Annotated in this window: 20 protein-coding genes; all 20 read left to right on the top strand. The window is 33.2% G+C overall.

Going from position 1 to position 21,857, the window contains the following annotated elements; all coding sequences use genetic code 11:
• Positions 1–32: 32 nt before the first annotated feature.
• The 20 genes from rfbA (at position 33) to BXY82_RS01345 (ending at position 21,806) form a co-directional block, all read left to right on the top strand.
• Complete coding sequence (gene rfbA, locus BXY82_RS01440) at positions 33–905, top strand: glucose-1-phosphate thymidylyltransferase RfbA (RefSeq protein WP_133756405.1); 873 nt, start codon at positions 33–35, stop codon at positions 903–905.
• Complete coding sequence (locus BXY82_RS01435; RefSeq protein ID WP_133756404.1) at positions 906–2,345, top strand: lipopolysaccharide biosynthesis protein; 1,440 nt, start codon at positions 906–908, stop codon at positions 2,343–2,345. It begins immediately after the preceding gene.
• Complete coding sequence (locus BXY82_RS01430; RefSeq protein ID WP_133756403.1) at positions 2,342–3,424, top strand: DegT/DnrJ/EryC1/StrS family aminotransferase; 1,083 nt, start codon at positions 2,342–2,344, stop codon at positions 3,422–3,424. Before BXY82_RS01435 ends, BXY82_RS01430 begins: the two co-directional genes overlap by 4 nt.
• Before the next feature lies 1 nt (position 3,425).
• Positions 3,426–4,253, top strand: coding sequence for an aldolase/citrate lyase family protein (locus BXY82_RS01425; protein WP_133756402.1), 828 nt, complete (start codon positions 3,426–3,428; stop codon positions 4,251–4,253).
• Positions 4,243–4,695 carry a MaoC family dehydratase gene (locus BXY82_RS01420; protein ID WP_133756401.1) on the top strand — a complete coding sequence of 151 codons (453 nt, stop codon included), beginning with the start codon at positions 4,243–4,245 and terminating at the stop codon, positions 4,693–4,695. Before BXY82_RS01425 ends, BXY82_RS01420 begins: the two co-directional genes overlap by 11 nt.
• A gap of 2 nt (positions 4,696–4,697) precedes the next feature.
• Positions 4,698–5,582, top strand: a complete 885-nt coding sequence (locus BXY82_RS01415; protein ID WP_133756400.1) for an HpcH/HpaI aldolase/citrate lyase family protein — start codon at positions 4,698–4,700, stop codon at positions 5,580–5,582.
• On the top strand, positions 5,579–6,232 hold the full coding sequence (locus BXY82_RS01410; protein WP_133756399.1) for a NeuD/PglB/VioB family sugar acetyltransferase: 654 nt from the start codon (positions 5,579–5,581) through the stop codon (positions 6,230–6,232). The genes BXY82_RS01415 and BXY82_RS01410 overlap by 4 nt, the downstream gene beginning before the upstream one ends.
• A 172-nt stretch (positions 6,233–6,404) precedes the next feature.
• On the top strand, positions 6,405–7,538 hold the full coding sequence (locus tag BXY82_RS01405; protein ID WP_133756398.1) for a glycosyltransferase family protein: 1,134 nt from the start codon (positions 6,405–6,407) through the stop codon (positions 7,536–7,538).
• Positions 7,522–8,952, top strand: a complete 1,431-nt coding sequence (locus BXY82_RS01400; protein ID WP_133756397.1) for an MOP flippase family protein — start codon at positions 7,522–7,524, stop codon at positions 8,950–8,952. Before BXY82_RS01405 ends, BXY82_RS01400 begins: the two co-directional genes overlap by 17 nt.
• 4 nt (positions 8,953–8,956) lie before the next feature.
• On the top strand, positions 8,957–9,790 hold the full coding sequence (locus BXY82_RS01395) for a nucleotidyltransferase domain-containing protein (protein WP_133756396.1): 834 nt from the start codon (positions 8,957–8,959) through the stop codon (positions 9,788–9,790).
• Complete coding sequence (locus tag BXY82_RS01390) at positions 9,787–10,749, top strand: hypothetical protein (protein WP_133756395.1); 963 nt, start codon at positions 9,787–9,789, stop codon at positions 10,747–10,749. Before BXY82_RS01395 ends, BXY82_RS01390 begins: the two co-directional genes overlap by 4 nt.
• 61 nt (positions 10,750–10,810) lie before the next feature.
• Complete coding sequence (locus tag BXY82_RS01385) at positions 10,811–11,896, top strand: glycosyltransferase (RefSeq protein ID WP_133756394.1); 1,086 nt, start codon at positions 10,811–10,813, stop codon at positions 11,894–11,896.
• Positions 11,896–13,794 (top strand): asparagine synthase (glutamine-hydrolyzing), encoded by a 1,899-nt coding sequence (gene asnB, locus BXY82_RS01380; RefSeq protein ID WP_133756393.1) that lies wholly within the window; start codon positions 11,896–11,898, stop codon positions 13,792–13,794. Before BXY82_RS01385 ends, asnB begins: the two co-directional genes overlap by 1 nt.
• Positions 13,795–13,804: 10 nt before the next feature.
• Positions 13,805–15,076: an O-antigen ligase family protein gene (locus BXY82_RS01375; RefSeq protein WP_133756392.1), complete on the top strand. Its 1,272-nt coding sequence runs from the start codon at positions 13,805–13,807 to the stop codon at positions 15,074–15,076.
• Complete coding sequence (locus tag BXY82_RS01370) at positions 15,073–16,167, top strand: glycosyltransferase family 4 protein (protein ID WP_133756391.1); 1,095 nt, start codon at positions 15,073–15,075, stop codon at positions 16,165–16,167. Before BXY82_RS01375 ends, BXY82_RS01370 begins: the two co-directional genes overlap by 4 nt.
• The gene (locus tag BXY82_RS01365) at positions 16,160–17,326 is read left to right on the top strand and encodes a glycosyltransferase family 4 protein (protein WP_133756390.1); all 1,167 of its coding nucleotides are present in this window, start codon (positions 16,160–16,162) and stop codon (positions 17,324–17,326) included. Before BXY82_RS01370 ends, BXY82_RS01365 begins: the two co-directional genes overlap by 8 nt.
• The gene (locus tag BXY82_RS01360; RefSeq protein ID WP_133756389.1) at positions 17,323–17,781 is read left to right on the top strand and encodes an acyltransferase; all 459 of its coding nucleotides are present in this window, start codon (positions 17,323–17,325) and stop codon (positions 17,779–17,781) included. Before BXY82_RS01365 ends, BXY82_RS01360 begins: the two co-directional genes overlap by 4 nt.
• A gap of 3 nt (positions 17,782–17,784) precedes the next feature.
• On the top strand, positions 17,785–19,923 hold the full coding sequence (locus BXY82_RS01355; RefSeq protein ID WP_133756388.1) for a bi-domain-containing oxidoreductase: 2,139 nt from the start codon (positions 17,785–17,787) through the stop codon (positions 19,921–19,923).
• A complete protein-coding gene (locus tag BXY82_RS01350; protein ID WP_208293680.1) occupies positions 19,898–21,106 on the top strand; it encodes a delta-aminolevulinic acid dehydratase in 1,209 nt (402 codons plus the stop codon). The genes BXY82_RS01355 and BXY82_RS01350 overlap by 26 nt, the downstream gene beginning before the upstream one ends.
• A gap of 1 nt (position 21,107) precedes the next feature.
• Positions 21,108–21,806 carry a WecB/TagA/CpsF family glycosyltransferase gene (locus BXY82_RS01345; RefSeq protein ID WP_133756387.1) on the top strand — a complete coding sequence of 233 codons (699 nt, stop codon included), beginning with the start codon at positions 21,108–21,110 and terminating at the stop codon, positions 21,804–21,806.
• Positions 21,807–21,857: the final 51 nt, after the last annotated feature.

The following is a 21,857-nucleotide window of genomic DNA, read 5'->3' as shown; positions in this document are numbered from 1 at the left end:
GATTACTACATAACAGCATAACACTAAAAAAAATGAAAGGAATCATTCTAGCAGGAGGCTCAGGAACGCGCTTACATCCACTAACACTCGCAGTCAGTAAGCAGCTATTACCAATTTACGATAAGCCAATGATATATTATCCGTTATCTGTATTGATGTTAGCTGGTATTCGAGAGATTTTAATAATATCCACTCCTCATGATCTCCCAAATTTCAAACAATTATTAGGTGATGGTAAACGACTTGGTATTAACCTAAGTTATAAAGAACAACCGAGTCCTGATGGTTTAGCGCAAGCATTTATCTTGGGGGAGGAGTTTATAGGTAGTGATGATGTATGTTTAGTCTTGGGCGATAATATATTCTACGGTGCAGGCTTACAAAAAATACTAAAGGATACTGTAAACACTGTTGAGACAGAAAGCACAGCAATTGTGTTTGGTAATTTTGTGAATGATCCAGAACGTTACGGAGTGGCCGAATTCGATGCGGATAGAAATGTTATCAGTATTGAAGAAAAGCCAAAAGACCCGAAATCAAATTACGCTGTGGTAGGCTTATATTTCTACCCGAACTCAGTAATCAATATTGCTAAAAATGTCAAACCGTCACATCGAGGTGAATTAGAAATAACTTCCATAAATCAATCGTATTTAAGGGAAGATAATTTAAAACTTCAAATCTTAAGTAGGGGTTTTGCCTGGCTAGACACGGGCACTCATGAAGCCTTAACAGAAGCTACGGAGTTTGTAAAAGCAGTTGAAAAACGTACAGGACTAAAAATTGGATGTTTAGAAGAAATTGCGATGAATTATGGATGGATTACTAAAGACAATATTTTTGAAGAAGTAAGGGAGCTTAAAGGCGACTATTATGACTATTTAAAAAAAATAATTAAGAAATAAATGTCTTTAAGAAATACGGCAACCAAGGGTGCTTTTTGGACGTTTCTTCAGCAATTTAGCACCCAATTAATTGGGTTTGGAGTCTCAATAGTATTAGCAAGACTATTGATGCCTGAAGAGTTTGGCCTAATAGGAATGATATCTATTTTTATGGGAATTGGTAGTATACTCATAAGTGGAGGCCTTACACAGTCTTTAATTAGGACTGAAAATCCAGACCAAGAAGACTATTCAACGGTGTTTTTTTTTAATTTAATAGGAAGTATTTTCATTTATTTTCTTGTTTTTGTTACAGCACCGTTAATTGCTGATTTTTACGGCGAGCCTATTCTAATAAATATAATTAGGGTCTACTGTTTGTCTTTTATTATAACGGCATTCTCGGCCGTTCAGTCTACAAGATTAACAAAGATAATGGATTTCAAAACCCAGATGTTAGTCGCAATCCCATCTTTAATAGTCTCCGGGTTATTAGGTGTTTATTTAGCGTTTACAAGTCATGGTGTTTGGAGTTTAGTGTGGATGGGACTCTCTCAAAGTTTTCTAAGTACAGTTCAGCTTTGGGTTCGATCAAAATGGAAACCATCTTTGATATTTAATGTGAATAAGTTTAAATTTCACTTCCAATTTGGATATAAACTTACTTTGTCAGGTTTGCTTGATACTATTTTCTTAAATATTTATCAAATAATAATTGGGAAATACTTTTTGACATCTCAAGTGGGGTTTTATACTCGTGCTGATTCGTTAAAACAATTACCTGTTAAAAATATTTCAAGTGCTTTGAATAGGGTCACGTATCCTTTATTCGCGAGCATCAATAATGATGACTTAAGACTTAAGCGTGTATATAAAGAAATTATGCAATTAGTGGTTTTTGTAATAGCTCCCATATTGGTAATAATGGGTGTATTGGCAGAACCTCTTTTTCGGTTTTTGTTTACAGAGAAGTGGTTGCCAGCTGTTCCGTACTTTCAAGTGTTATGTTTGGCGGGTATACTTTATCCTATCCATTCCTATAATTTAAATATTCTAAATGTAAAAGGTAGGAGTGATTTGTTTTTAAGGTTAGAAATCATGAAAAAAATACTAGTATTAGCTGTGGTGGCTATAAGTTTTAATTTTGGAGTTTTAGGTCTTGTTTGGGGACAGTTGATCACATCAATTTTAGCTTTTTTTATCAATACACATTATACAGGAAAATTCATTAACTATAAACCCTTAGAACAAGCCCTAGACGTCTTGCCAATTTTGGCGCTTGCTTTTTTTGTAGGCGCTAGTTTATGGTTTGCGGATACTTATCTGCACATAAATGAACTAAAAGATTTTTTTAGAATAACTATATTAGCTTTAGGAGGCTCAGTTATATATCTTACTTTTGCCTATATTTTTAAAATGACGGCCCTTACAAGCATCAAAAAAATAATTTTAAAACAATGATACCAATTACAAAACCCTTTCTTCCGCCTCAAGAAGATTATAAAAAATACCTGTCTGGTATTTGGAAGCGACAGTGGCTAACTAATATGGGGCCGTTGGCAAGTGAACTAGAGATGAAGTTGAAAGACCATTTACATGTAAAACATTTACTGTTCGTGACTAATGGTACTATTGCCTTACAAATGGCCATAAAGGCGTTGGATTTAAAAAGTGAAATTATAACGACGCCATTTTCGTTTGTGGCGACCACGAGCAGTATTGTTTGGGAAGGTTGTAAACCGGTTTTTGTGGATATTGATAAAGAGTCATTGAATATAGACCCAACAAAAATAGAAGCTGCCATTACTGATGAAACATCAGCTATTTTGGCAACCCACGTTTATGGTAACCCGTGCGATGTGTTGGCTATCGAGAAAATTGCAAAAAAACACAACCTTAAGGTGATATATGATGGCGCCCATGCTTTTGGTGTTGAAGTGTATGGGAAGTCTGTTTTTGAATATGGCGATATAAGTACTTGCAGCTTACATGCCACAAAATTGTACCATTCTATTGAAGGTGGCCTAATTGTTACTAAAGATCCAGCTTTATTAAAAAGGCTTGCATATATTCGAAATTTTGGATTTTCGGGGACAGAAAGCTTTGCGGAGTTAGGAATAAACGGTAAAAATTCAGAATATCATGCTGCTATGGGATTGGCAAATATTCCACATATAGAGGCTGTACATAATAAAAGAAGGGAGCTAACGGAACTTTATAATTTAAAACTAAAGGGGCTTAAAGTAAAAACACCCTCTTGGCACAATGATGGAACAAAGAATTATGCCTATTATCCACTAGTTTTTGAAAGTGAAGAGTTAATGCTAGAATGTATGAAACGGTTAGCTGCTAGTGAAATATTTACAAGACGTTATTTTTATCCGTCACTAGCTAATACATTACCATATTTAGACCCTCAAAATTTTGAAATCACAGACGATATAGCAAAAAGGGTATTATGCTTACCATTGTACTTCGACTTGACAGTTGAGGAGGTTGAGTTGATAAGTAGGTTGTTACTTCGAATTCAAAATAATTAATATGAAATCTTACTTTTTCATACCGGCATCAAGACTTAGGAAGTTGAAAGATATCAAAAAATCCTCAGCAGACGAGATTATTATTGACTTTGAGGATGCTATAATTAATTCAGAATTAGAAACTTATTTTGAAGAAATAAAAACTAACGAAAGTATTGAATCATATTGGTTTAGAATTCCTTTAAGAAATGGTTTCGATGACTTATTGAATTTAAATTACATTAGTAAATTCTATCAGATAGGTGTGAAGCAAATGATTTTGCCGAAAATTAAATCAGCAGCTGAATTATTAGAAATAATTGATAAATTTCAGAGTATAGAATATATTATCTTAATAGAGCACCCTAGATTGCTGTTAGAAATTCAAGATGTATTAATGCGTCATCCGAGAGTTTTTAAGTCAATTATGGGGATTGGAATGGGATCTCATGATTTAATGACTTTTTTGAATGCCGAGCACACTAAACTCCAATTAGATTATCCTCGAAAAAAAGTTTTGTATTTAGCAAAAGCTTATAATCTTCAAGCCATCGATATTGCTTCTATGGATATTTATAATAAAGAATCTTTTATAGATGAGGTTAGGTATGCTGAAGATAATGGGTATGACGCTAAGTTTCTAATACATCCAACCCAATTAGAGTGGTTTAAACAAGAAACAGGGCAAGATAAAGAATTGGTTGGATGGGCTAGGAATGTTGTAGCTCATTTGCCAGAAAATTATAATGGTGAAAGTTTGGAGCCCTTTATATTAAATGAGGAAATTATTGAAAAGCCACACGCTTTAAGAGCTCTTGAAATATTAAAAAATAAAAAATATGGAAAGTAAATTTGGGAATTACTATGAGGACTTTGTCGTTGGAGATACAATTCATCATGCTTTAACAAAAACTATTTTTGAAAGTGATAATAATTTATTTAGTCTATTAACGATGAATCATCATCCTGTTCATCTCAATTTAGATTATGCACAACAAAAACAACATGGCAAAATTCTAGTTGTAGGTACTTTAGTGTTTAGTGTCGTTGTTGGTATAACGGTTGGCGATATAAGTGGAAAAGCTATTGCTAATTTAGAATATGAATCTGTAAAACATTTACATCCTGTGCATATAAATGATACACTTTATGCGCGTACCACTATTATAGACAAATGGGAAACTTCTAAAAACGATAGAGGAATTGTATATGTAGAGACCATAGCAAAGAATCAATTAAATATGGATGTGTTGTCTTTTAGACGTAAAGTGTTAATTTCTAAAAAACAGTAATTATGAATGATGTATTACTAAGAAGTTTAATGTTTGTGCCAAGTCATAATAAAAAATTGATGATTAGTGCTTCAAAATCTAATGCTGATGTGTTGCTCCTAGATGTAGAAGATTCCGTTCAGCCCTTTGCCAATAAACAAGTAGCACGAGACACAATAATTAAGTATGTTAAATCTAAAACGTTTGCAGGAAAAAAGATATTCCCTAGGGTGAATGATAGAGAAAGTGGGGAGTTGTTAAAGGATATCCTGCAATTAACAATTGACGGAATAGATGGTTTTATGTACCCTAAAGCAAAACGGGGAGAAGATGTATACTTTTTTGATAAATTATTAGAAACGATTGAGTATGAAAAAGGATTATCAATTGGTACATTTAAAATAATTCCTTTAATAGAAACAGCTTCAGCAGTAATGAATGTTCAGGAAATATGCTTAGCATCGCCAAGAGTGATTGCCATTGCTTATGGATCAGAAGATTTTATTACCGATTTAGAAGGAGTTCATGATTTAGAGCATCAAAGTTTGTTTACTCCTAGAGCCATGATTGCAATGGGTGCTAGAGCTACAGGAGTAATTCCTATAGATACAGTACATGTAAGAGTACATGATTTGGAGGATTTAGAAAAGAATTTAAAGGTTTCCAAGAATCTTGGTTTTGAGGGTATGTTGGTCTTAAACCCAAAAGAAATACCTTTAGTACATCAATATTACTCCCCAACAGAACAAGAAATTAAAGATGCTGATGCCATGCTCATAATGGCAGAACAGGCAAAAATTGCAGGAGAAGGAGTTGCCATTATAAACGGAAAATTTATAGGGCCACCTATGATAAAAGCGGCGAAAAAAATATTATTAAAGCAAAAAATGATAGATAAAAAAGAATGAAAAAACTAGTTATACTTGGAGGAAGAGGAATTGGTATGATAGCTGCTTCAGTAGCACAAGATTTAGGCTACTATGAGATTCTTGGGTTTTTGAATGACTTTGTTCCAGTTGGAGATACCGTGGGTGTTTATAAAAAACATAAAGTTATAGGTACCTCTAAAGATGTAGATAAATATTTAAAAGATGAAGATGTATATTTCTTTATTGGATATATTGGGATGAAAAATGAAAAGGAAGTCTTTGAAAAGATTTCCAATTTAAACATTCCTAGAGAGCGATTTGCAACATTAATACATCCATCTGCCATAATTCCAAAAGGATATTGTAAGATTGGTAATGGAGTTTTAATTTCACCATTGGCTCAATTATCACCAGATACGACTATAGAAGATAACTGTATCTTACTGCCTAATTCTTTTTTAGGTCATGACAGTACAATGAAAAGATTTTCGCATATAACCGCTAATTCTGTTGTTGGAGGTAATGTAGTTCTAGGGCGCGGAGCTCACGTAGGTACGAATGCAACAATCAGGGAGAATATCAACATAGGGGATTTTGCTATCATCGGATCTGGAGCCGTTGTTTTAAATGATGTCCCGGAAAATTCCATTTACGTAGGGAATCCCGCTAGAATGTTAAAGTCTAAGTAACCAAATAGGCTGTTCATATTAGAAAGGATTAATATTAGTTACTTAGGAAAAATTTATAGGACAACAAACGATTTTTGTTATAACCATAAATAAAATTGGAATACAATTTCAATTTTATTCACATTTAGATTAAAATATGTTTAAAAGACTACTTTACATTTCACCAAGAGACATGAGAAAAAACAGATCTGATGCGGTCCATATAATGAACAGTTGCTCTGGGTTCTCACAACTTGGTATAAATGTTGATTTAATTACTCCTAAAGTGGAGAGGGAAAATTACCAAATAGAATACAGTGAAATATTTAATCTTTATAATATTAAACCTAATTTTAATATTATAGAATTACCAACTAAATTTAAAGAGGATGGAGCAAACAAAGATTCGAATTTAAAATTTGGTTTGCAAAAGTTTAAAGAGAGTGCGAAGTTTGCTTTTAAAAATAGAAATCCATTTAAATATGATATTGTATACAGTAAATGTTTCATCTCATCTGTGCCCATTTTAATTTTGAAAAAGCTTGGAATAATTAAAACAACTTTTATTTTTGAAGCTCCGTATTTAAAGAATTCATTTTTACACAACTTTATTGTTAATAATTCAGACTATATAGTTGTTGGCTCTTCTTATTTAGAAAGTAAATTAAAATCAGATATAAAGTTAAAGAACAAGATTATTAAAACTCCACGTCGCTATTATTTTAATGAAAATGACCAGTCGTTTGATAAAATGAAACTAAGAGAGAAATTTGGATTTTTAAAAGACTATAAATATATTCTGTATGCGGGTAAAGTCGCTAAAAATTCGAATGAGATTAATCATATAATCTATGCAGCAAAAAAATTACCTGAATTTAAATTTGTTCTTGTGGGTGTTAATAAGGAGACACGAGCTTTTTATGAATCATTTGGTATAACTAATTTAATATTATTTCCTTTTCAAACAATTGAAAATTATGAAGATATTATTAGAGCGGCGGATGTGTTAGTAGGTTATTATACCGATAATGAATATAATAGATATTATTTAGGGCCAGGTAAGACCAGTTCTTACTTTAAGAGTAAAAATCCAGTAATTTACTCAGATTTACCATCGTTAAGGGATAGATACACTGACGAAATGGTTTACTTCTTAAAACCAGATGAACCCGATTTGTTAGTCGACAAAATAAAATTCATTGTTAATAGTCCAAAATTGAACGAAAAGAAAACTGCATTAGCTTATGATCATATCGTAGAGAATACCTATGCAATGTCTAAAACAAAAATTTTAGAAGAAATTCAGCGTCGTGAGCAAGAAAAATAAAATCATTAAAGGTGGTTTTTATTTAACTATTGTTAATGTACTGTCTCAACTTTTAGCTATTGTTGTCAATATTGTCTTGGCACGTCTGTTGTTGCCAGAGGATTTTGGTTTGGTAGCATTGACTCTGACGTATATTGGCTTTATAACCTTATTTACCAACATGGGTTTTGGGTCGTCAATTATTCATGAAAGTAAAACTAGCGAAGAACAATTGTCTTCTATATATTGGTTAAATTACGGTTTATCTATTTTTTCGTTTCTAATAATTATTTCCACCTCCCAGTTTGCAGCCAGTTTTTATAATGAACCTAAGCTTACAACTATAGTCATTGTAGCAGCCCTAAACATATTGCTTAATCCGTTTTATATTATACATTATAAACTTCTAGAACGCGATTTAGAGTTTAAATCTATAAGCAAAATTAATTTATCAGGTACACTAATAGGTTCTGTTGCGGCTATAATTGGTGCGTTCATAGGCTTGGGAGTGTATGCATTAATTCTGCAATCTTTGGTGTCCTCTGCGGTTAGACTGGTCATGATTATGCTTTATAAACGGTGGAGACCCAAGTTTTACTTTAATTTTAAGGAAATAAAACACATGGTATGGTATTCCTTAAAATTTAAAGCATCGAATATGGTTATGTACTTTGAGAGAAATGTCGATTACTTAATCTTAGGTAAATTTTTTACTAGTGTTGTTTTAGGGTATTATGCTTTTGCTTATAATATTATGTATACCCCTGTAAAACGCATTTCTTATATCTTTAGCGAAGTGTTATTTCCTTCATTCTCATCGTTTAAAAACGATAAAGAAAAAATTATGAAAGGGTATTATAAGTCACTGCAGCTGATTGCTATGATTTCATTACCTAGCATGGCGATAATAGCATTTAATGCAGAATTAATTATTCAGTTTGTGTTTGGAGGAAAATGGGATGCAGCAATTCCTATTGTAAAAATCCTTTGCTTTGCTGGAGCTATACAATCTATCTCTCAATTTGGAGGTGTTATTTTTTCTAGCATTGGAAAGCCTGAGGTTTCGTTATATGTTTCAATAGGGAGAACAATATTAACAGTTTTGGCAATAGTTATAGGTGTACAATATGGAGTATTATGGGTGGCTTATTTTCTGGTAATTTCCAAAGCCTTATCATTCATGCTTTTTTTAATTGTGCTAAATCATCATATACCTGTGTCCATGACAAAATTATTTGATAATTTAAAAGTGTCCTTATTAATAATTGCAATTCTCAGTATTATGTATTACTTCGTAGAAAATCATTTCTTAACGATTAATGCATGGCTTGTTTTAATAATGATGGGACTTAGTGCATTGTCTCTTATATATGTGTTTCAAAAACAGATAATTTTGGAAATTGTTTCGGTAATTAAGTCAAAAGCTAAATCTTAGTAGTTTGGAAGAAGTAAAATGTATAATAAGTGGATTTGATACCAAGATAGAAGTTGTAGACAAACTACAACGTCTAATTGAGACTAAATATAATGATCTATTTTATGCCGTATTAGTTCATGGTAGTGTGGCTACCAACGAGATTATTCCGTACAGTGATTTTGACGGCTTACTGATTGTAAAAGATAGTTTTGTAGATTCCAAACAATTGAAATCCTTTAAGAAGGAATCTATGAAAATTATTTATAGTTTTGATCCGCTGCAACATCATGGATGGTTTCAAATATTAGAAAGTGATTTATATAAATATCCGGAGAGTTATTTACCAGTCACAATTTTAGAACATGCTAAACTGATTTTTCCCAAGGATGATTGTTTAGAGTTGCGATTAAGGGTGCCTCTAAATATTGATTATAAAAGTACTTTAATTAATATGCTCAATCAATTTGAGAAAAGAGAAGAAGAACACTGGAGACCAAACAATATTTTTCAACTCAAGAGTGTCCTTAGCCAAATAATGCTAGTGCCATGCTTATATTATTCTGCAATGTACAGTGAAGGGATTTTTAAAAGAGAGAGTTTCTTAGCAGTAAAATCTAAGTTTACAGAAGACGAATGGATGCCAATTGAAACAGCTACTGAAATTAGAGGAAATTGGAATTATAGTTTAACTGGATTACAAAGGTCATTGTTAGTTCAATCGAATCCAAAATTTAGAAAAATAGCAACGCGCTTATTTGCTCCTAAAATACCGACAACTATAACTGAACAGTTAGATCAAAATTTTTATAATAATTTAATGCTTTTAACGAAGGCAATAAAATCAGAAGTGCTATGAAGTTAAAATTAATTGATTATCCAGTAGAAATATCAAATCAAGAATATCAATACCTTAAAAATAAATTGATAAGTGAGTTGTTGGCTGAAGATTCCGTTATAAGTGTTTATCAGATGGGGTCAGTGAAACATCCAGGGATATCAGATTTAGATATCATTTGTGTGTTCAAAAATAATTCACAATGTTTAGGAAACTATCGCGTAAATTTGAATGCAGACGAAAAAAACATTCTCACACATGCAATTTTTGGCATTGAAGAAAAAGACTTGCCAAAGAGCATGTCTTATAACCTTATTTCCAATTTGAATCATCTAGGAGGAGCGGATTTAGGTTTAAATAATTATAAAATAGAAACTAGCGATGATTTAAAAACCCAAATTGCTTTTGAGTATATGCTTAAAATGCTTATCACCATTGATGCTCAAGTGACCTTGAAGATTATTAAATTACGCGCATTTTTATTGCTCGCTAAAGCTATAGAATTTGATTTACAATTATTAAATGTGAATACTGGTAAGCTTTATGATTTGGTACAATGTGTAATAGAGTATAGGGCAAAATGGTACATAAGTAAGCCCAGTGACAAAGAGATAAGATCTTTAGTTCTAAATTTTAATGATGAACTTAGATTGTTTTTAAAAGAAAGGTTATCGGTTTCTAACTTTTATCTCCCAGCAGAAAGGTTTAATCTTCCAGGTAATTTTACCATTCAAAAAGATAATAAGCTTTCTATTAATCACAAAGGAATTGTCTTGCCTAACCAATTTAGTTTTCTTGGAAAAAAATATATTAACCTTCAGTTTAGACTTAATAACTTTACTTATAGAGTACCCTTTGAAACGCCTTCTAAAAACTCCGAACATTATAATAGGTTCCTGTTTAGTAAAAATTTAGTTAGTACAAACAAGAATAACTTCCCTAATTTCATCCCATTAACCACTAGTTTATCAATCTTTTAATTAATTTAATTATTTAAATGATAAATACCTCTATTTTTGCGGATCAGAATTATAACGATTAATGAGAGTTATCCATTATATAGGAAGTTTAAGGTTTGGGGGTATCGAGCGTTTAGTTTTTGATTTGGTATCTCAGCAAATAAAGAGAGAAGACACTATTGTTGCTATTGGTGTAGGAAAAAGACTGGGAGAATTTAGTTCTAATTTCGAAAGTCTAGGAATAGAAATAGTAAATTTTGAATTAAACTCCGGATTTGATTTAAACCCTTTAAAGATTATTAACATAGTTAGATGTTTTAAGGATTATGATATAATTCATCTACATGGATTTCATTTAAGTGTCGCTGTGGCTTCCATTTTAGCTAGGAGGAAGTTAATTTATACTGAGCATGGTAATTTTGGATTTGGCCGACAGATTACAAATACGGATAGATTGAGTTTCCTATTAAGGCGATTATTTTATAAATATTGTCCTGTACAGATATGTTGTAATTCAAAATTTACTTTAAATTATGTAAAAAGCAATTTTTATAATGGGAAACGACTTACGTTAATTTATAACGGAAGTGCTTTATTTAATAGCGTTAATGAAGATTTGAAACATAAGTTGAATCAGAAATATCTAGGAAAATTCATATTAGGTACAACCTCTAGATTGGCAGGATTTAAGAGAGTAGATAGATTAATTACTGCTTTTTCCGATTACATTAAGTTGAATTCTAATGCAGTGTTAGTTGTTGTAGGTGATGGTATAAAACGAGAAAAATTAGAACAACAAGTACTAGATTTAAAAATTAGGGATTATGTTGTCTTTGAAGGATATCAGCAAGAGGTGGCAACATTTCAATCCATATTCGACGTATGTGTATTTCCTTCAGAGAACGAACCGTTCGGTCTAGTTGCCGTAGAATGCTACAGTAAAAGAAAACCTGTTTTAGTATTTCGAGATGGTGGTGGAATCACCGAAATTGTAGATGTTTTTCAACCAGAAGATGTGTGTCAAGACTCTAAAGATTTGCTGACAAGACTTGAGTATTATAAGACTAATCGTTTTATATGGAAGAATGATTACAATGCACGTTTAAAATATTTCAGTCTTGAGCGTATGGAAGAGGATTATTATAAAAAATATAAAGAGATAGTATAATGTGTGGTATTAATGGAGTGTTTCAATTAGCATCAGGCAGTACACATTTAGGAGATGCGGTAGCTGCTATGAACAAAAAGCTGGCGCATAGAGGACCAGATGATAATGGTATATGGATTAACGAAACTCATGGCTTGGGTTTGGGACAAACGCGTTTAAGTATATTAGATTTATCTAGTGCCGGACATCAACCTATGCACGATTTTGAAGCCAAAAACACCATAGTTTTTAATGGTGAAATCTTTAACTTTCAGATATTAAATCAAAAGTTTTTAAAGGATGAGGCATTTAATTCACATTCGGATACCGAAACTATTTTAAAACTCTATAGAAAGTTTGGGTTGGACATGTTGCAGCATTTAAATGGCATGTTTGCCTTTGCGCTGTGGGACGCATCAAAGGAAGAGCTAATACTTGCAAGGGATCGTTCAGGTAAAAAACCGTTGTATTTTACGGAAATGAATGGAAACTTTTCTTTTTCCTCTGAGCTAAAAGCACTATTTGAGTTGCCATGGATTAAAAAGGAAATAGACGATAAGGTTCTATATGATTTTTTAACGTACAATACTGTAGCGACTCCAAATACCATGTTTAAAGGTATAGAAAAGTTTAAACCTGGTCATTATATGATTGTTACTAAAGATGGCGTAAAAGCATACGAGTCTTTTAATGATTTGAAGCATAAGAACCTTAAGTTTTCTTCAGAGAAGGAGCTGGAAGATTTAGTCTTTAATAAGTTAGAGGAATCTGTACGATTACGAATGATTTCTGATGTGCCAGTAGGTGCTTTTTTGAGTGGAGGGGTGGATTCTTCTGCTATAGTGGCTTTGATGAGAGATAATACGCCAAATGAAATTAAAACATTTACTGTGGGCTTTGAAAATCAGCCAAATTATAACGAATTGCAATATGCCGATAAAATAGCTAAAAGATATAATACAAATCATTTTATTAAGGAGGTTACACCAAAAGACTTACTAGATTTTATACCAAAAATCACAGACATCTATGATGAACCCCAGGCAGACACCACAGCTATTCCCATTTATTTTATTTCTCAGCTAGCAAAAGAAGAGAATATCAAAGTGGTTTTAAATGGAGATGGACCAGATGAATTATTTAGTGGATACAGCAACTATGAGCGTTATGTAAAGACCTATCAATATTTTAAACTGGCCAAAAAGGCACCAAAGTTTGCTAAAGGTCTTGCAAATTCGTTTGTCGATAAAATTAAACCGGATAGTCCATTATCCGAAATGACAAATAGATTGTATAATCAACAGGATTTTTACTGGCCAGGAGCAGGTGGGATGAAAGAAGGTGTAAAAAATAAAATTATCTCAAGCCACTTTAAAAATAGAGTGTATGGTCATTCTTCTTATAATTACGTCAAACAGTTAAAACAAGATTATCATCAGTTTTTAGACGGTCACCCATTCGATTATATCAATTGGTTATGCTATTCTGGTTATAGGCAAGCCGTAACAGAGAAGTTTTTGTTTAGGGCGGATCGTTTAGGTATGGCGCACTCAATTGAGGCTAGAAGTCCTTTTTTAAATCACGAAATGGTGCAATTAGCATTATCTATTCCAGGAGAGTATAAAATTAAAAATGGAGTTAATAAGTATATTCTTAAGAAATCATTAGAACGGATTCTTCCCAATGATATTTTGTATAGAAACAAAATGGGATTTAATTTACCAATTAGAGAATGGGCAAAAGAAACGATATATAATGGAGTAAAAGATAATATAGTTCAGTTTAATAGAGATACAAACTTATTTAATCTTGCTGAAGTAAACGCTCAATTAAAATCATTAAAAGAAGGAAATGATCAATATACCAACACGATTTGGACCATTTATTTTTTGATTAATTGGTATAAAAAATGGTTTTAAAATTACATAAGTGCATAAAGCAGTAAATAATATAGATTGGAACTGGAAAGTTTATAAGAAATGGTTTAGGACAAGACCGATGAATCTTAAATGGATGTTATTGGTTATTATTGCTTTTCCTTTTTTTGCAACAACTTGGGAGATGAAAAAATCAGGATTTTCTCCACTTCAAGTGTTAGGTCTAATGGTGTTTGTATTTGGTTTTATGTCCACTATTAGGAAAAAATCTACAACACCTACTTTAACACTTCTCTTTTATTTTTTCCTCTTTCTTTTAACAGTAAACCTACTGCTTGTTTTTGGTTATGAAGGGTCGTTTTCTCAGTTTGGGGACACCATTAGAACGCTTCTGCCTTTTATTTTATTCTTTTATTTTAGAAGGCACCTAAATTCAGTTTCAGATTTGGAAGGATTTTTAATAACTTTTTTAATTGCTTCCATTTTTCCTATTGGAACTCTTTTTTATGAAATTTTATTTAGTCCAATACGAGAGGTTTATAATACAGAATCTAGGGGTGGTGGCTTGAGGCTAAGTGGCTTTTATGCTGATCTGTTTGGATATATGAGCCATTTAATCTGTGGCTATATTGCATATTGTTATTTTTATATAAAAAATATAGATAAAAAGAATAAACATTTTGCTTTTGGTAATATGGGGTTTGTGGTTGTGCTTATAATCACCTTAATAGGTATTTATAATTTGCGGCATCAAGCCTCTTGGGCAGTGTCTTTAACAATCTTATTGATCTTTGTCTATTATATTCGTAAAAAAGTTTCAGTTTTACAATTGTTCGTATTCTTTATAGTATTACTTGGTGTTGGGTTTTATTTTTATATAGAGATATTCAATACCTTATTTGCTAAAGATATAGCAGTATATGAAGGTGGAGCTAAAGATACAGCGGCATTAAATGGCAGGGTTTATATTTGGAAGAAATACTTTGCATACTGGGAGAATTTTTCGATTTTTGCCCAATATTTTGGTTCCGGATTTTCATTCCACGAAAGTTCAAGTGTTATGATGAGCGGAGGTATGCATAATGATTATGTTCGACTCTTTTTTTCTACAGGAATTATTGGCATTATATGTTATGTCTTTTTCCTTTTCCAATTATTAAAAAATGCTGTAAAAATAAGAACTGTTGAATTGAAATTTTTAATGTTAGGTTCGGTCATGGTAGTTATAATGTACAGTATTAGCGCTCTACCTCTTCTTGCATCTGGAGCAATGATGTATTTTATAATGGCTGTTATATCTCAAACAAATAAAAAATTGTTATGATAAAAATACTATGGTTAGCACCAAATTTTAATCATTACAAGGCACGCTTTTTAAATCATTTGGCTTTAGAACAAGAGATTGAACTTACAATCATGTCAGGTGCTGGTCGAAATAAAATGGGCGATCAAGAATTAAATGAGGATTGGAGTTTTAAACATATTAAACTTAATGTTCTTAAGAAGGATTTTGGGAAATCAAAAATAGTAAAAGAAGTAATAAAACCAATATTTAAAGAATTTGATTGGATTCTGTTACCGGCAGAAAAAAAGAATCTTCCACTTTTTTTATTTTGTATAAAATTGAGAAGAGCGCATAAAGGAGTGCGCCTATTTTCATATAATCATGCACAGCTTAAATCTGACAATCTTATTTATTCATTTATTGATGTTCATTTAACTAAATTCTTTTATAAAAATTTAGATCGTGTAATTTTCTACACAGAAGATTCATGTAAAAAGGCTATAAATAATAATTTAATACTTTCCCAAAAAGCATTTTGGGCTAATAATACGGTGGATAATACAGAAATTGAAAAGTACTATTCTTTTCAAATACCTCCTAAAGAACCCCAAACGATTCTTTTTATTGGGCGATTAATAACTTCGAAACGTATTTCAGATTTAATTGAATATTATAAATGTTTAAAACAAGACCATCAAAATCTTAAATTAGAAATTATTGGTGATGGCCCGGATAGGCATATAGTAGAAACGGCAAGAAGAGAGAATCTTGATATTAAGTGGCATGGTACATTAGTCGATGAATCTGATATTGCACCAATTATGGAACGTGTCTCTCTAGTATTTATACCAGGCCTTTCGGGTCTATCTATCAACCATGCATTCGCATATGGGAAACCATACATTACTTTAAAAGCAGATAAACATGGTCCTGAGATAAGTTATTTAATTGATGGAGAAAATGGCTATATTTTAAATGGTAATAAAGAAGAAAATATAAAGAGAATTTTTAACCTGTTAGAAAACCGGGCTTTATTGGTTGAGTTTTCGAAAAACGCGAAAACAAAGAGTGAATATTTATCAGTTCAAAATTGGGTAGAACAAATAAAATCGAGTCTTTTACATGAGTAAGAAAAAGCCTAAAATATTATTTATTGGCCCAACGCCACCCCCGTACTCTGGTCCTGAATTAAGCATGCAACAGTTTTTAGAGTCTGAAATCCTTAACACAGACTTTGAAATTAGCTTTCTCAAAACAAATTTTAGAACCGATAATACGAAAAAAGGAAAGCTAGATCTTTCCATGCTCTCTAATTTTTTTGTTTTCTTTTCAAAACTATTGCGGATATTATTTCAAGTAAGACCAAATTGTGTATACTATCCTATTACTCCAACACAAATTGGTTGGGTGGGAAGAGATGTGTGGACAATTCTGTTCAGTAAGGTAATGGGGGCAAAGGTTATCATTCATTTAAGGGGAAGTCATTTTAAGCTAAACTTCCAAGAATTTAATGGAGTAATTAAAAAGCTGGTTGGTTATAGTTTAAATAAAGTCGATTGTGGGATAGTGCAAGCAGCATATTTAAAAGATCAATTTGAGCCTTATATTAAATCTCATAAGATAAAAGTGCTTTATCAGGCTATGGATGTAGAGGAGTATGCTTATAACCCTAATTACAAAATAGAAAAAGGAAAAGTCTTAGTGATGGGGCATATGACTAAAGCTAAAGGTTATACTGATATATTGAAAATAATTCCTGACATTTGCAAAGAGTTTCCTAATGCAAAATTTTATTTTGCTGGAAATATTAGAAGAGGTGAACGAGGCGTATTTTACAATCAATTTACAGGTGAAAAGATAACATACGAGGACCCTTTTGTAGCTGAAGAAAGAATATTGAATTCAGAGTTCAAGGATAACTATGTGAACTTAGGGATTATTAGTGGAGATGACAAAATGGCACATATACAAACGGCAGATATTTTTTTAACGGCCTCCTATTCAGAAGGCTTTTCAAGATCTTTGTTGGAGGCTATGTCTATTGGGAAGCCAACGGTGTTCACTCCAGTTGGTGCTCATCGTGAGGTTTTTAAGAATGGTGTTCATGGCTTTTCTTTTATTCCAGGCAACTTAAAGGATATGAAATTAGCCTTATATAAACTCTTAGATAATGATGAAAAATGTGTTGAAATAGGAATGAATAATAGAAAACATGTCGTATCGAACTTTTCAATTGATAAGATTTCTGATGATTTTAGAATAATTATTCAAAATACTTTAGAATCATGAAAATAATTATACGAAAAATAGTACATTATTTGGGCAATTTACTACGGTTTTTTCACATGAATTTCTTGAGAGCCTCTGGAGCCAAAATAGGAGAAAACACGATGATTAGCCTAGGAGCAAAAATTGATGTACGCAGGGGAAAGATATCAATTGGAGATCATTGCCTAATAACACATGGTTGCTACATCTTATCACATGACGGAGCAGCACATGTGCTCAATCCAGAAGATAATGGTTCGGGATTTGTTACTATTGGTGATCACGTCTTTATAGGGGTGAATACCGTGGTGATGCGAAATGTTACTATCGGTAACCATGCAATTATAGGAGCAGGTTCTGTAGTTAATAAGGATATTCCAGAGGGTGCCGTAGCAGCTGGTAATCCAGTGAAGATAATTAAACAAATAGAGAAACCTTATAGGTCTTTACCTAAGGTACATAAAAAAATAGATTAAATAATGCAACAACTCACACAAAAGCTAGGTTCTGGCGATATGATTATACAAGACGTACCTTATCCGCAATTAGGAAAAGGTATGGTCATTGTTAAAAATCACTATTCCATCATAAGCGCAGGTACAGAAGGCTCAACAGTCGTAGCGGCTCGTAAAAGTTTAATTGGTAAGGCAAAAGAGCGTCCGCAACAAGTCGCGCAAGTGATTGATACCTTAAAAAAACAAGGGCCAATTCAAACCTATAGAGCGGTGATGAAAAAATTAGATGCTTATTCACCTTTAGGTTATAGTTGTGCTGGTGAGGTGATTGAAGTGGGTGAAGGCGTCACAGAATTTGAAGTGGGGGATAAAGTGGCTTGTGCGGGTGCTGGATATGCCAATCATGCAGAAATTGTGGCTGTACCTATCAATCTTTGCGTGAAATTAGATAAAGAGGCCAACCTAAAAGATGCAGCCTATAACACCGTTGGAGCTATCTCTATGCAAGGGGTGCGCCAAGCAGATTTACGTTTGGGTGAGTCTTGTGTGATTATTGGTTTGGGGTTATTAGGACAATTAGCAGCATTAATATTAAAAGCTTCTGGGGTTACCGTTATAGGAATCGATGTGTCTGAGGCTGCCGTTAAACAAGCCGTGGATCATAACGTTGTAGATTTAGGATTAACCAGAAACGCAGCTGGCGTAGAAGAACAAATACAAGCCGCAACTAACGGTTATGGCGCGGATGCGGTGATTATTGCAGCTGCAACACCAAGTCTAGATCCTATAAATTTCGCAGGCGCTATTGCACGTAAAAAAGGTTCTGTGGTGGTTTTAGGGGCTGTACCAACAGGTTTTGACCGTGATCCTCATTGGTATCGCAAAGAGTTAGAATTAAAAATGGCTTGCTCGTACGGCCCAGGACGTTATGATTTGAATTATGAGGAAAAAGGAATCGATTACCCTTTACCTTATGTGCGTTGGACAGAAAAGCGTAATATGGAAGCCTTTCAGAATTTGATCGCAACCAATAAAATTGATATTGCTTATCTCACCACCCACGAGTTTGAGTTTGATAATGCCAAAGCGGCTTTTGATCTAGTGGTATCTAAATCTGAACCATTTACCGGGATTGCTTTAAAATACGATACAAAGAAAACAGCTCATAAATCTAAAATTCCAACGGGTGAAACGGAGCAATTAGGAAAAATAAATATCTCCTTTATTGGAGCTGGTAGTTATGCTCAAGGGAACTTATTACCAAATATTCCTGAAACCAATGATGTTGGACGTGTAGGAGTGTTAACCAATACAGGGACGACATCAAAACGTGTTGCTGAAAAATTTAAGTTTCAATTCTGTGCCACAAAAGAGGAAGATGTATTAGATGATAAAACGAATACCGTTTTTGTCGCTACTCGTCACGATTCGCACGGCCCTTATGTTTTAAAAAGTTTAAAAGCCAACAAAAATGTATTTGTAGAAAAGCCATTATGCCTTTTAGAATCTGAATTGGAAGACATTATTAAGGCGCAATCGGATGCTAATAAAGCCGTGATGGTAGGTTTTAATAGACGTTTTTCACCTTTAACAGCAAAATTAAAAAAGGCAATAGGTAATAATCCTATGACCATGTTGTATCGAATTAATGCAGGTGCTATTCCTAGCGATAATTGGATTCAAGATTTAGAAATTGGTGGTGGTCGTGTATTGGGTGAAGTATGTCACTTTATAGATTACTTAACCTATCTCAATGGTAGTCTTCCGGTTAAAGTATCGGCAACAGCACTTCCAGATGCGAATAAGCTTAATGATACCTTGAATATTTTAATTCAATTTGAAAACGGATCTTCAGGTGTGGTAGCCTACTATGCCAATGGTTCAAAATCTATGACCAAGGAGTATGTTGAGGTGTTTTCAGCAGGAATGTCTGCGACCTTGAATGATTTTAAAGAATTAAAGCTATACGGAAAAGGAAAACCTAAAAAAGACAAATTGTTTAATCAGAACAAAGGTCAAAAAGAAATGGTGGAAGCCTTTGTCAATGGTTTGTTAACCGATGGCAAAGCACCCATACCTTTTGATGAAGTGGTAGCTGTGACAAAAGCATCGTTTAAAGTTTTAGAATCTGTAAAACGTGGAGGAGAACAAGTTGAAGTCTAAAGTCGCATCCAGTTTTTTAAAGCTTAAAAACTATTGTGAAGCTGAAAATTTTAAAGGTTGGGACCCTTATGATGGACTCAATTCTAAGATTTTTCAAGCTTTACCTCTTAAGCATTGGGATATTGCGCGATTAGCTTGGATCCAAGGTTTTAAAAGAAGCCCCATAAATTTTAGGAAGCTTCTCTTAGTGCCTAAAGAGCATAATGCTAAGGGGGTTGCTTTATTTTTATTGGGGTACTGCCGTTTATATAAATTGGCTATAAAGGGAAATGAAGAATTTGGGACGCCCGATGAATTATTAGTGAAGATTAACGAGGTTACGGATTTATTATTAAGCCTAAAATCTAAAGGTTATTCTGGAGCCGCATGGGGTTATAATTTCGACTGGCAAGCTAGACGTTTATTCTTGTTTAAGAAGTATACACCTACAGTCGTGGCCACGTGTTTTAGTGTAGAAGCCTTATTGGAAAGTTACGAAATCACCAAAAATGAATCGGTCTTAAAAGAAACCCTAACGGCTGCTGATTTTGTAATTAATGATTTGTCGAGAACGCCACACGGAAAAGGGATTATATTTTCATACAGCGTTCAGGATGGGAATAATACGGTGATTAATGCATCTTTATTAGGGGCTAAAATTCTAAGTTATTCTTATAAATACACGAAAAACCAAGAGCATGCTGACTTAGCGAAAAAAGCGGTGATTGCTGCTTGCGATTTGCAAAACGAAGATGGCTCATGGATTTATGGTCTACTACCAGTACAGTCTTGGATAGATAGTTTTCATACCGGATTTAATTTGGACGCCATTGAAACCTATCAACAACATACTGGGGATAAAAGTTTTCAAGATTATTCAGATAAAGGATTGGCTTATTACGTAAAAAACTTTTTTGAAGCCGATGGGATGCCAAAATATTACCATAATAAAACCTATCCTATCGATATACATTGTCCCGCACAAGTCATTGTCACGATTTCTAAAATGAATAGGTTTCAAGTGCACGAAGCGCTTCTAACAAAAGTATTGAACTGGACGGTTGACCATATGCAACATCATAAAGGCTATTTTTACTACCAGTATAGAAAGGGGGTGAGTTCAAAAATCCCTTATATGCGTTGGTCTAATGCTTTTATGTTTAATGCTATGGCACATTATTTACTAGAAACAAACTCTAAATAATATGGAAGCAAAGTCGTTGAATGGCGTCATTACCTATGCCCCTTGTTCTCGAAAAGAGTTGATGCAATATGCTTTTGATCACCATAAAATAATGGTGGCTGTAAATGCTGAGAAAATTTTGCATGCCACAGATGAAAGCCGGGCATTAATTAATAGAAATTTGGGTTATCCAGATGGTATAGGTGCCGTTTGGGCATTGCAACAAAAAGGCGCTGATAATGTCGTTAAGATTCCGGGTTGCGAGTTATGGTTAGATGTGGTACAAAATTATCATAAAACTAAGTCATTCTATTTAATCGGTGGTAAACAAGAAGTGATTGAAGCTACAGTATCTAAATTGCGTGCGGAATTTAAAGGTATAAATATATGTAATTACAGAGATGGTTATATTAAAACCGAGGCTGAAGAATTAGCATTAATTGAAGATATTAAAAAGTATAAACCAGACGTGGTATTCGTAGCTATGGGGTCACCTAAGCAAGAACTCTTGATGGAACGCATTCAGAAAGAACACGAAGCAGTTTATCAAGGATTAGGAGGGAGTTTTGATGTGTATACAGGTAATGTAAAACGGGCTCCGGAATGGTGGGTGAAAAATAATATGGAATGGACCTATAGGTTGTTGAGTCAACCTTCTAGAATTAAAAGACAAATTCATTTGGTGCGATTTCTAGTGAATTTAAAACTCAATAAATATTAAGATTTAAGGAGGTGCATCAAGGTCAGGTAGAGGGCCGTCACAACCTTTAAT

This window comes from Gelidibacter sediminis, from assembly GCF_004364975.1.
Classification (GTDB): Bacteria; Bacteroidota; Bacteroidia; order Flavobacteriales; family Flavobacteriaceae; genus Gelidibacter; species Gelidibacter sediminis.
Note: the sequence above shows the minus strand (reverse complement) of the source record. Positions and strands in the feature narration are given on the sequence as shown.